The organism is Lacrimispora amygdalina, assembly GCF_900205965.1.
Taxonomy (GTDB): Bacteria; Bacillota; Clostridia; order Lachnospirales; family Lachnospiraceae; genus Lacrimispora; species Lacrimispora amygdalina_A.
In genome coordinates this window covers 371697-383706 of record NZ_OAOF01000001.1, presented here as the reverse complement: position 1 = coordinate 383706, position 12010 = coordinate 371697, and the positions used below count along the sequence as shown (strand labels likewise).

Below are 12010 nucleotides of genomic sequence, written 5' to 3'. Positions count from 1 at the left end.
AAATTGTACCCCGTGTCAAGGACATGTTGGGCATAACTGATTACCCAACTTTTCGAAGCGCCAATAATGGATCGTTTTCAGTTTGCATATAATGATAGAATTCGTTCGGGGACAGTTTTTCAAGCATCCATTGACCTCTGCCTTTGTTGTAATAATCCATCCAGTCATCAATGTCTGCTTTGATCAAGTTCTTTTACGGAAAGTGTATTCTTCTCTTTCTCCCGGGCGAGCTGAATCTGGAAAAAAGATACCCGGCATTTATCGCGGCGATTAAAAACGGGTTTTTTTAAAAACTCTATCTGTTGTTCCAGATGGACCATCTTGTCCTGCAGCTCACGGATTGCTAGATCTTCATTTCCTCCTCTGTAAATTTTCTGTTCGTGGGCAAAACGTACCTCCAATAAATTTAATATATCACAGTATTGGCGATCCTAAAACGACTTTGGGCGAACTGTCTGTGCTGACATGGGACCAACCAGAAATTTTAGGTATGAGACATAGAAAATCGTGTCTACGTAAGGGGGCTGCTCAAAAAGTTGGGTATAAAAATAATTTTTCCGTGTCCACTCTATTGGGTACATTATAGGGGACATTATATGAAGAGATAGGGCATATGTAGGAAAAAGATTTTAACTATGCCCCGCATGCTCATAACGGAGGGGCATAAATTAAGAAGCGACTGCTGCTATGCCCCAAATGGGGATAGAGAAGGTCGGAAAATGGGAGATATGGGGTAGAGGGGGGAAAAAGAAGTTATCAATGCCCCATTTTATCTAAAATAGTAATGAATGATTGATTCTATCTGATAAATATCCAGAGGTGCATTACGAGTCTCGTAGGTTGTAATTAAATTTATGGAGGGAACTATATTATATGAACAATAGATCTGGAGCTTAGAGAATGCATTTTTAGCGTAGGTAGGATTGTCCATCATACCGAAATGTTCCCAATAGTAGATTTGATCTGTGATTGGATGAAGAATAGTGAAATCTGGAAAGAAAGGGAGATCACCTAATTGTAACAGGCATTCATAACGGAATGGTATTTTGTTTTGAAATAGAGCTGTATCAATCATGGCTTCCGATTTGGAGCGAACGAGGTTTGTTGAGAGGGATTTATGAATCAGATGCTCAGGATGATTTTTATTTTGAGTATAGATAGTATTTACCCACTCATCATGAGTTTGTGATTTTGGTTTAAAGTGTGATTTTAGTAGAGGAAAGTAGCGGGGATTGGCTAGAAGCTGTTCAGATTTGTTATAAGGTTTAGCAAAATATTGCAGATATTGAGTACATACTTTTTTTTCTAGTAAAAGTTCCTCCAGCTTATAAGAAAGATACTTCTTTTTCGCAAGTTCTTCAGCTAAAGATTTTTGAGATTTCGGTAAGTAGGACTGCTGATTTTCGTTGGAAATATACCATTTGTATCTGGATTGGTTTTTTGTAACAGTAAGTTTACCGGGAGGTAAGATGCTCAATTGCTCCTGTATAACATCGATTTTTTGATGGATTATTTCTAGCTCTTCTTGTATTATTTGGTATATCGTATTGGTTGCCTCCTTTTGTAATAACATGATTTTGGGAATATCTATAGTGTATCGTATAAATTGAAAGGTGGCAACATTAATTATTAATATCCCCAAGAGGAATCAGTAACATTGTTAAAACGTATTGAGGCAGCAGGTTAATGGTTGAAATGGCGAAACAAAGTAGAAACATCGGAATAGAAAAGTTGTCTCAAATAGTAGAGGTTTTTGCGCACTATTCTAAGATTTCTGCTATAATTAAGCTAACTTCTTACAAAAATAATTGCCAAATTCGGAACCACGGTCAGTTAATACGTATTCGAATAAGGAAACAATTAATAGGTATCCAGTCGGATCCTCAAACCTGACTGAAAAGTAGAAAGAAAAATCATATAATCTAAACACGGTATATTTAGTGAATAGAAAGGATATCGAGGATTTAGTAGATGGTCTGGACAAAATATTTATTAGCCGATTAAGTGATTTTTGTGCAGTAAAGGGAGTTGGCGCAATGACCAATAAAATCCTCATGCATAGCGGAAACATAAGTATAAGAGATATATCTACGGAATTTTGTTACAGTGAAAAACATATAAGGCGGTTGTTCTTACAATATGTTGGAGTTTCTCCGAAGAATTTTTCACGAATTGTACGTGTTAATTATGCTTTGAGGTTATTACAGAACAATGCATCGAAGCTTATAGATACTGCTGCGCAAGCGGGTTTTTTCGACCAACCTCATTTTAATCATGACTTTAGAATGATTTGCGGATTATCACCAAAAGAATATATGCAAAATATGTCCCTTTTTTACAATGACGCATTTAAAATGTAGAGTATACTTGTTACAGTGATAAGATTTTAGGAGGTAATAGGAATGAAAAAGCTTAGTAAGCAGGCATTTGAAGAAATACGGATATGGATTTATAGAAATGCAAGACAGTTGGAAATAGAATTATGGCAATATTACTTTGAAAATGGAAGTAAAGAGAATGTTCTGTCTGCATTATCACTGTATCAAAATGATGACGGTGGATTTGGTAATACCTTGGAGCCTGATAGTTGGAATCCTAACTCTTCACATTATACAACAATGCGTGCAATAGATACATTAAATGATATTAATTTTGCGGATAAATATCATCCGATCATAGAAGGAATATTTAAATTTATAGAAAGTGGCATACACAGCGATGAAGATGGTTGGCTGTTTAGTATTCCCACAAACGATATTTATCCTCATGCTCCATGGTGGACATACGATAGTGAAGCCAATAAATATGAAAACATAGGTGTATCTGCGGGTATTTCCTGCTTTATTTTAAAGTTTGCAGATAAGGATTCTCAAATTTATCAAAAAGCCTTAACTGTTGCCAGCAAATTGATTGATAAGCTTCATGCTCCGGGTAAATACGGAGAGATGGGCGTGGGGGGGTATCTGGATTTAAAAGATATGCTATTTCAACTTGATATGGCAGATAAGTTTGATCTTAAATTTCTGTCAAAAACCGTGAAGCAGCTTGTTAATGATTCAATAGAACGTGATGATACCAAATGGGGACTTTATGGAAAAAAACCGTCAGATTTTATAAAATTACCAGACAGCGAATTTTATATAGGTAACGAGGAGATTTTACAAAGAGAGTTGGATTATATAATTGATATCAGAACTGAGAATGGTGTTTGGGGAATCACTTGGAGCTGGTTTGAAAATAATGAAAAATATCCTAAGGAATTTGCAATATCTGAGAATTGGTGGAAGGCTGTTATTGCGATAGAAAAAGTTAGACTGCTCAGAAATTTTGGCAGAATCGAAATATATTAAAAGAAGGTAGATTATTGAGAATTATTTGACAGGAGGTGAATCGCTTTGAAGCATATTCGAGGTAATTTCTCAGTACAGTTGATAAAAACTGTTAGCAGATTGTGCTGAGGTTAATTTTTAAATATGTTAACAGTCTCAACTGTACTGCACTTTTTAGAGTAAGTCTAAATAAAAAGGAGTACAGAAATGAGCCAAATTAAGGAAATTTTAAAAGAAAATAGAAAAACTGCTGCTTTATATATAGTAACAGGATTATTAATAGCATTTTTAACGAGCTATAAAATTAAATTTTTTCAGCAAATAATAGATGGTTTTAATAATCATACGATAAGTTTAAATGCCATTGTTGCATATGGGATTGTCTTAATTAGTTTTTATATGTTGAATTATCTGGATGAATATCCCCGACAGAAGCTTAAGAATGCAATTTATTTGGATTTTAAAGTACAGGCTTTAAAGAAGGTTAGCAGAATTCAATATATAGATTATCAGTCATTGGGAACGGGCAAACTTACACAAAGTATTGAAAATGGAGCAAACGCAGGAAAAGGAATTATTTTTGAGTTTTGGTTATGTGTAATAAGACAGCTGATTCCCACAATTATATTCAGCATTGTTTTTATATGGAGAATGAATAGATTTATTACTTACATAATCTTGTGTGGCTACTTCATTGTATTTATTATTACAAATTTACTTTTGAAGGTTTTGTATGTAATAAAAGAAAAGATCTTGTGTAATGAAGAAATGATGAATCATTATCTGGTCCGGGGATTTATGGAAATGGTAGTGTTTCGCATAAATCGACGCTTTTCCTATGAAATTAGAAAAGCAGAAAGTTCGAAGTCAGAGATTGTAAAAGCAAAGGTTAAGATGAATATGATTCATGAGGCATTTTTCACCATATTTGCCTTACTTGTAGCAGTTTTAAATGTAGGGATACTTGTATATGCCTGGCTGAATCGATCTGTTTCCATCGGAACATCGGTTGCTTTGCTTTCATTGGTAGAGAATGCATATACTCCGATTGCAATATTTAATGTACTATTCATTCAATATAAACTGGATAAGGCAACATATCGCAAATTTGAAGAGTTCCTCAATATGAAAAATGATGAGCAGCTGGATTATGGGAAAAGAGCTGAGATAGAATATGGCGAAATTCAAATAAAAAATCTAAGCTTTTGGTATAATAATAGGCAGGTTATAAATAATTTAACGCTTAAGATCCATAAGGGTGAAAAAATCGCATTTGTGGGTAGCAGCGGTTCAGGAAAAACAACATTTGTTAAGCTTTTATTAGGACTATTAAAGTATGATTCTGGTAGTATTCAGATTGATGGTCATGAATTAAAACAAATATGCCTGAATAGTTTGTATGGAAATATAAGCTATATCTCACAGGAAGCCCCGGTTTTTGATGGTACAATCAGAGAAAATATTATTTATAATCATAAAGAAGATAGTAATTATATTCTGGAAGTATTAAAAAAATTGAAGTTGAATGATTTGGTGTCGAAGCTGGAGAGTGGTATTGATACTCTAATTGGAGAGCGTGGGATGACTTTATCAGGAGGTGAAAGGCAGAGGCTGGCATTAGCCAGGCTGTGGTTTCAAAAAAATGATATCGTTATTTTGGATGAAGCAACCTCTGCTCTGGATAATATAACTGAAGATGATATCATGAAGGAAGTTATGAATCTATTGTCGGGTAAAACAGTCATAGCTATTGCACATCGACTGACGTCAATCATGAATTTTGACCGTATTATTGTGTTTTTTGATGGCCGAATCGTTGAGCAGGGAACATTTGATGAACTTTTAAACAATGGATTGTATTTTTCTGACTTGTATAATAAGAGTATTAGCATTTAAGGTGTATTTCCACAGGGATAGCCGGATATAATTCAGGGGTTCTTAGATTATAAGCAGTGAACAAGTGTAGAGAGGACAATCGCCTCTCTACACTTATATTTTAACATGACAATCGTTAAAACTCAAGACTACAAAATTCGCTTATAAAGGGATATACTACATACATTAACGGAGGTATGTGTATAGAGGAGCAAAATTGGCTTGAGGTTATGAATCTGCAGCAGTGGATGAAGCAGATACAGGAAACAAATCAGTATACATTAAAATATGGGCTTCGATTATCGGAAGAAGATACGGAGATTCTGATTGAATAGAAAAAACATACCTTGAAAGCAGAGCGCAGAGTTGAATTTGGACAGAGTAGAGGTGGGATAAAGAGTTGTATTTAGAGACGCTGAGAGAACTTTGCCGGAGGTAGGGCGTATGGAGTATAAGACAGAAGAGGAGATATAAGAAATGGAACCATATTACTATAGTCAGATGAATAAGCAGCAGCAAAGAATCTATCAGGTCATTAAGAGCGGCCTGGAGTCACTTTCGCAAAGTTTTGATGTACAAAGAATCGATGGGACTGAGCTGAGCGATATCTTTTTTAAGTTGAGATTGGATTGTCCGGAGATATTTTACGCCTCCACATTTCAATATTCCTTCTATGACAACTCGTCTTTGGTTAAGATGAAGCCGGTTTATTTATTTGATAAGAATAAAATAAAAGAACATCAGGTGGCTATGACCGCCAGGGTGGAGAAGCTTGCCAGGGTGATGAAAGATAAAAGTGATTGGGAGAAGGAGCAATATATTCATGATTTTATCTGTGAAAATGTGACTTACGATAAACTGAAGAAACAGTATTCTCATGAAATCCTGGGCCCGCTGGGTCAGGGGGTGGGCGTCTGTGAGGGCATTGCAAAATCGGTGAAAATCCTTTGTGACCGGCTTTCTATTCCCTGTATTGTAGTTATTTCGGAAAATAATCCGGAAAAGAACATCAAATACAGGCACGCCTGGAATGTGGTTCGCATCAATGGTGTGTGGTATCATCTGGATGCTACATTTGACAATACATTAGGAAAAAAAGAATTAAGATATGATTATTTTAACTTGGATGATAAGGGGATCTTTAAGGATCATGAGCCTGTGATATATAAGGCTCCGCCGTGCAGCGATGGGGACCATTTCTTCTATAAGGATAAAAAACTTTCCTTCACTAAAATGGAGGATATAGCAAAGCGATGCCAACAGGCAATCAAAAAAGGAAAAGTCTTAACCTTTCATTGGAGAGGTGGGTATCTCACGAAAGCTGTTATGGAAGAATTGTTGCAAATTATTGCAGGGGAAGCTAAGGGAAAAGGCAGACACAGTCAGATTTCCATTAACTGGCCCCAGGCAGTCATACGTGTGAAATTCATTGAGGAGCAGGTGGAAGATTCGGTGAAAATGGAGGATGCATATGAAGAGGAAAATGATGCAACTCCGTAGAAGATAATATTATCGGTAATTGATGTATTACAGCCGGTTCTTCTGTATTTCAGCACGGTAATCTGTGGGGGTGGCACCAACCAATGTTCTGAACAGCTTAGTGAAATAACTGGGGCTTGAAAAACCACAGTCAAAAGCGATTTCGGTTATGGGGGCATCTGTGGTTGAAAGCTGTTCTGCAGCTTTAAAAAGACGCCTACGCTGAATATATTCCACCGGGCTGTAATGCAGATACCGGCTGAATATGCGCTGGCATTCTCTGGTACAGATATTTGCAGTATCTGCAATTTCTTTCACAGTCATTACATTTCTTAAATTTCCGTCAATCCATTCTAACATTTGCTTTAAACGGGATTCCTGAATCGTTGGAACTCTGCGGGAAGGCATGGTCCGATGCTTTTCCTTTGTATAAAGCATTATTTTTGACATTGCCTCCCGGATGTCAAATTCATAACCGGTTTTTTCCTCTTCGCAGGCAGTAAAGGCTATATTAAACTGCTGGAAAACCGGTTCATCTTCCTCTCTTCTAAATTTCAGAAAATCTGGTCCTGCATTCAATAATGGACGAACATACATTGTATCAAAAATACTTCCCGGAGTACCGCCTATAATACCAGAGTCGAATACAAAGGAATGATAGATACAGGGAGAAGGTACTATTGCAGTAAAGGAATGCAGAACACCGGTATTAATAAAGCAACCTTCACCGGCTTCCAGGTAATAGGAATTGTCCCCGATCTGAATCAGAACACTGCCTTGCAGTAAAATAAAAACTTCTAATTCCAAATGCCAGTGGGATGGGATACAATCAGCAATATATTGGTGGATATCTCCTTCATTTGCAAGCAGATCAAAAAGCTGGAAGCCTGATTCCTGCAATTCTCTTCTGTGACTGTCTGTTGAAACATAATTTCTGTTTCGTATCATTTGGGCCCTCTCTTTTGTCGCTTTTTTTATAGTATATGACGTTTCAGTGAAAGCAGCAACTATTATTTACGTTATATAATGAAAATAAGAAGTTCAGATAATATGCGGGTTTTGGAACTGTGTTGGTTATGGATCAATGTGGAATGGGTTATATGCAGATGAATTACAAAAGTCGCGTTCTTGATATGAAAAAAGGCAGCGCGGATTGCAGCAGGAAAAGTAAATCATTTAAAAAGAAAGAGGAATGGATCATGATAGAGGCAGTTATTTTTGATTTGGACGGATTGCTGACAGATGAAAAAGTTTATTGATCGTTTGTCTTATTTATTTCACAGACAGGAGCTTTGCGGGAAACCTGTACTTATTGTAATTACCACAGATGGAGGGGGGAGTAAACAGGTTTACAAGTACTTAAAAATGACAGTATCCGGCTGGGCAATGGATCTGGTCGGAGATGTACAGATTATTTCGCCAATGTATTTTGAAAACAGAGAACCCAAAGGTGTTTTTAAGTTTAATAAGCGCAGATATGAGAAAGGGCAGAAGAGAATAAAAATTCTGGCAAAAAGGTTATATGAAAAAATGAGACAGAGCAATAAGAAAGTACCTACATACTATGATATATTTTTATTTAACTGTCTGCGAAGTAAAATATATACATCAGATGCAGATCGTATCTATTGGAGAGATAAGGGCTGGATTGATGCTTCTTACTTCTTTGATGTTGATATAAATCCAGTGAAACGTGTCTTTGGAAAGATATTGAAAAGGCTCATTGATATCCTTGGAAAAAAGATATCTTCAGGCACCTAGTCCTCATTTCCAATCTCTGTATTGCGAAAGTTTAGATTTCGATATTTTATTGGAGTCATTCCCATCTTCTTATGAAAAATCTCTGTGAAATAGCTCTGATTGGGAAACGCTAATATAGAGGAGATCTGGGAGGGAGAATAGTCAGAATAAATAAGCATATTTCTGGCAGTCTCGATTTTCTTATCCCGTATATACCGGCTGACCGTCATGCCCACTTCTTTTTTGAACAGCCGGGATAAATAAGAGGAGTTTAAGCCCACGGCAGACGCCAGTGTCTCTATGGTGATCCGGGTATGCAGATTATCCCAGATGTAGTCTATACATGCTGATATATGCCTGGATGTGACCTTGTTTTTTCTCAGATCCTTCATACGTTTTGCATAATCCAGGCACATGACAGGATGAAGTTTGGCAACTTCCTCTGGTTTCGTGCAGCTGTCAGCTTTCCGAATATAAAAATCACTGAGGCCATAGGCGGTAGATAATTCCATTCCGCCTTCCATACAATATCTCGCCACCAAAGCGGCAGTAATAGCGAAATGGTATTTAATATTTTGAAGGTAATTAAGAGAGAGTGTGCCAAGTCCTTTTTTGGATAAAAGAGATTCCTGACAAAGTTCCTTTACCTTTGTGATGTTACCTGATTTTATCACAGAGTAGAATTCCTGCTCCGGTGTATAAGGTGCCCGGATAAGATTGCTTTCTCTTCTCACATATTCCTGAAAAGCAAGTTCCTTTTTAATATTCATTGAAAAGATCCTCTCTGCATTTTATTTTAAATTATATCATGAAAACAATAAAAAAGAAAAGAAAATGGTATCTATTGCCGTTAATATTAGATATTATAAAATCATCTTAAGGAAAGGCAGTGAGGCTGTATGAAACTGAAAAGAGGTCTTAATTTAGGGGGATATTTATCTCAGTGTACTCACAATCCACATCATTACAGTACATTTATCGGAAAAGCGGATATTGAACAGATAGCAGCATGGGGGTTTGACCATATCCGTTTACCTGTTGATTACGAGGTATTTGAAGATAAAGAAGGCAATCGCAAAGAAGAAGGGTATGAACTTGTCCGCAGTGTATGTGACTGCTGCAGGGAAAACAAGCTTGATGTAATACTGGATCTGCATAAGGCATACGGCTATGATTTTAATAATGCCGGAGACAGGGAGAAGAATGATTTGTTTCACAATCCATATTTACAGGAACGATTTGTCAATTTGTGGAACAGCATTTCAACACAGTTTCAAGATTATGATAATGTCGCCTACGAATTGCTGAATGAGGTTGTTGAAAAGGAAAATGCATTGCTTTGGAATGATCTGATCGACAAAACGGTTTCAGCAATACGAAAAATTGACTCATATGTACCTATTATTTATGGAGGAATTCAGTGGAACAGTGCCAGCACTTTAAAACTGCTTAAAATACCGGAAGATAAAAATATTATCTTTACATTCCACTTTTATGAGCCGCTTTTGTTTACCCACCAGAAGGCGTACTGGGTCAAAAAAATGGACCCACAGAAGGAGATTTTTTATCCTGAGAGCATGGATTATTACCGGTCACAATCTGCTGCGTTGGGTGAGCAGGGCGAAGCTGTCTTAAATTCAACGTCTGAGACCATGGGGAAAGAGTTCTTAGAGGAGATGGTAAAAGAAGCGGTTCTGGCAGCAGAAAAGGCAGGCACCCAGCTGTACTGCGGAGAGTTTGGAGTGATTGACCAGGCACCTGTTTGGGATACACTGCGATGGTTTCGTGATGTGCATGCTGTATTTGAGAAGTATCAGATTGGATGTTCTATATGGACTTATAAAGAGATGGATTTTGGACTGACAGGAAAACATTATAATGAGATCAGGGAGGATCTGATTGATTTGTGGACACACGAACAGTAAAATAATAGTTGCATTCTGGTCTTGACGAATCAGAAAAAGCATGATACTATTTGTTCAATTAAATATTTGCATTATAAGAAAAGGCTATGAAAAGAAAGAGTAGCATTTTCGATTCCAAACAGAAAGATGCCGGTTGATGAGAGGCTCATGGATAGGAAATGTGAATACATCTTGGAGCTGCGCACCGAACCGATTTAAGAAGTAGGCTGCGACGGAGAGCACACCGTAATCAGGTGCAAGGGTATCGCCTTGGCCGTACCCGATGAGGTAGACAACGTGAGTTGTCTATAAACTTAAGGTGGTAACACGAGAGTAACTCTCGTCCTTTTGGAAACATGAGGACGGGAGTTTTTTTATTTGATTTAACTCAGCTCTTTGTTTTCTGGATTTCTTATCTGGCATGCAAATATTAATAATACTATTACAAGGAGATTTTGAGCTATGTTAACACCAAAAGAACAGATGCGTATAATCTGCAAAGGGGTTCACCAGTGCGTAAATGAAGAGGAGCTGCTTGTCAAACTGGAAAAATCTTATAAGCAGGAAGAACCATTAATCATTAAGTTAGGTCTTGATCCTTCCGCACCGGATATTCATCTGGGGCATGCTGTTGTTTTGAGAAAGATCAGGCAGATGCAGGAGCTGGGGCATCAGGCAGTTATTATCATTGGGGACTTTACGGGGAAAATAGGGGATCCCACAGGCAAATCAAAAGGCAGAGTGGCATTAAGTGATGAAAAGGTAAAAGAAAATGCACTGACTTATTGTGAGCAGATATTTAAAATACTGGATAAAGAGAAAACAATGGTACGATTTAACAGTGAGTGGCTTTCGAAACTGAATTTTGAAGATGTCATGAGGCTGGCTGCAACGTCGACGGTCGCAAGAATGCTGGAACGGGATGATTTTCAAAACCGCTATAAGAATGGCGTTCCTATCGGTATCCATGAATTTTTTTACCCGCTCATGCAGGCCTATGATTCTGTGGAGATAAAAGCAGATATTGAATTAGGGGGTACGGATCAGACCTTTAACATTCTGATGGGACGTACTTTGCAAAAATCAATGGGTTATGACCAGCAGATTGCTTTATTTATGCCGATTCTGGAAGGACTTGATGGTGTTGCAAAAATGAGCAAAAGCTTAGGGAATTATATTGGGGTGAGTGAGCCGGCAGAGGTTATGTTTAAGAAAGTGATGGAAGTGCCGGATGATCTGATCATCAGATATTATGAGCTGGCAACAGATGAACATCCAGATGAAATTGACCGGGTAAAAGCGGAATTGTCTAATGGAGTCAATCCACGGGATATTAAGTTCCAATTAGCAAAGATTATTACCGGGCTTTACCACAAAGAGGAAGACGTACTAAATGCCATTTCTTACTATGAAATGGCGTTCAGTAAAAAAGCAATTCCAGATGATATACCGGTATTGCTTTTGGACCTGGAGAAAGATACGGTATATGACAGCATTTCCCGATTGATCGAACTGGGATATATAAAAAGCAAAAGTGAATTTATCCGCCTGATGAGACAGGGAGGAATCCAGATTAATGGTGAAAAAATGAACGAAGATGAATTAAGCAGTGTTCTGATTAACGGGGATGTCATGAAGATCGGCAAAAAAAGATTTGTTAAAATCAACAAATAATATTTCTGC

13 protein-coding genes and 1 other annotated feature are annotated in these 12010 nt (G+C 37.3%); of the genes, 9 read left to right on the top strand and 4 right to left on the bottom strand.

Annotation, left to right across the window (positions count from 1 at the left end; all coding sequences use genetic code 11):
• Positions 1-40: 40 nt before the first annotated feature.
• Together CRO04_RS27375 and CRO04_RS01780 are read right to left on the bottom strand one after the other, a co-directional pair.
• Complete coding sequence (locus CRO04_RS27375) at positions 41-187, bottom strand: IS3 family transposase (RefSeq protein ID WP_420323202.1); 147 nt, start codon at positions 185-187, stop codon at positions 41-43.
• 582 nt (positions 188-769) lie between these two features.
• Positions 770-1573 (bottom strand): ATPase, encoded by an 804-nt coding sequence (locus CRO04_RS01780; RefSeq protein ID WP_097002509.1) that lies wholly within the window; start codon positions 1571-1573, stop codon positions 770-772.
• Positions 1574-2036: 463 nt separating this feature from the next.
• Between CRO04_RS01780 and CRO04_RS27370 the strand changes: the two genes are divergently transcribed.
• The 5 genes from CRO04_RS27370 to CRO04_RS01755 all read left to right on the top strand — a co-directional run bounded on the left by CRO04_RS27370 (position 2037) and on the right by CRO04_RS01755 (position 6704).
• Positions 2037-2360 carry a helix-turn-helix transcriptional regulator gene (locus tag CRO04_RS27370; protein ID WP_097002507.1) on the top strand — a complete coding sequence of 108 codons (324 nt, stop codon included), beginning with the start codon at positions 2037-2039 and terminating at the stop codon, positions 2358-2360.
• Between the two features lie 42 nt (positions 2361-2402).
• Entirely contained in the window at positions 2403-3350 is a 948-nt protein-coding gene (locus CRO04_RS01765) for a hypothetical protein (protein ID WP_097002506.1), read from the top strand.
• A 186-nt stretch (positions 3351-3536) separates the two neighbouring features.
• A complete protein-coding gene (locus CRO04_RS01760; protein WP_097002505.1) occupies positions 3537-5225 on the top strand; it encodes an ABC transporter ATP-binding protein in 1689 nt (562 codons plus the stop codon).
• A 176-nt stretch (positions 5226-5401) separates the two neighbouring features.
• Positions 5402-5539 carry a hypothetical protein gene (locus CRO04_RS26060; RefSeq protein WP_166432447.1) on the top strand — a complete coding sequence of 46 codons (138 nt, stop codon included), beginning with the start codon at positions 5402-5404 and terminating at the stop codon, positions 5537-5539.
• 142 nt (positions 5540-5681) lie between these two features.
• Positions 5682-6704, top strand: a complete 1023-nt coding sequence (locus tag CRO04_RS01755; protein WP_097002504.1) for a transglutaminase domain-containing protein — start codon at positions 5682-5684, stop codon at positions 6702-6704.
• A 27-nt stretch (positions 6705-6731) separates the two neighbouring features.
• Here the strand turns inward: CRO04_RS01755 and CRO04_RS01750 are convergent, their stop codons facing one another.
• Positions 6732-7631: an AraC family transcriptional regulator gene (locus tag CRO04_RS01750; protein WP_097002503.1), complete on the bottom strand. Its 900-nt coding sequence runs from the start codon at positions 7629-7631 to the stop codon at positions 6732-6734.
• Positions 7632-7759: 128 nt separating this feature from the next.
• Here CRO04_RS01750 and CRO04_RS01745 point away from each other — a divergent pair, with 128 nt between their 5' ends.
• Together CRO04_RS01745 and CRO04_RS01740 are read left to right on the top strand one after the other, a co-directional pair.
• Complete coding sequence (locus CRO04_RS01745; protein WP_097002502.1) at positions 7760-7942, top strand: hypothetical protein; 183 nt, start codon at positions 7760-7762, stop codon at positions 7940-7942.
• The gene (locus CRO04_RS01740; RefSeq protein WP_097002501.1) at positions 7926-8444 is read left to right on the top strand and encodes a hypothetical protein; all 519 of its coding nucleotides are present in this window, start codon (positions 7926-7928) and stop codon (positions 8442-8444) included. Before CRO04_RS01745 ends, CRO04_RS01740 begins: the two co-directional genes overlap by 17 nt.
• On the opposite strand, the gene CRO04_RS01735 is transcribed toward CRO04_RS01740, so the two are convergent.
• A complete protein-coding gene (locus CRO04_RS01735; protein ID WP_097002500.1) occupies positions 8441-9193 on the bottom strand; it encodes a helix-turn-helix domain-containing protein in 753 nt (250 codons plus the stop codon). The genes CRO04_RS01740 and CRO04_RS01735 overlap by 4 nt on opposite strands.
• Positions 9194-9322: 129 nt before the next feature.
• Between CRO04_RS01735 and CRO04_RS01730 the strand changes: the two genes are divergently transcribed.
• Both CRO04_RS01730 and tyrS read left to right on the top strand, forming a co-directional pair.
• A complete protein-coding gene (locus CRO04_RS01730) occupies positions 9323-10348 on the top strand; it encodes a glycoside hydrolase family 5 protein (RefSeq protein WP_097002499.1) in 1026 nt (341 codons plus the stop codon).
• Positions 10349-10425: 77 nt separating this feature from the next.
• Positions 10426-10678, top strand: a binding site (T-box leader).
• A 111-nt stretch (positions 10679-10789) separates the two neighbouring features.
• Positions 10790-12001: a tyrosine--tRNA ligase gene (gene tyrS, locus CRO04_RS01725; RefSeq protein ID WP_097002498.1), complete on the top strand. Its 1212-nt coding sequence runs from the start codon at positions 10790-10792 to the stop codon at positions 11999-12001.
• Positions 12002-12010: the final 9 nt, after the last annotated feature.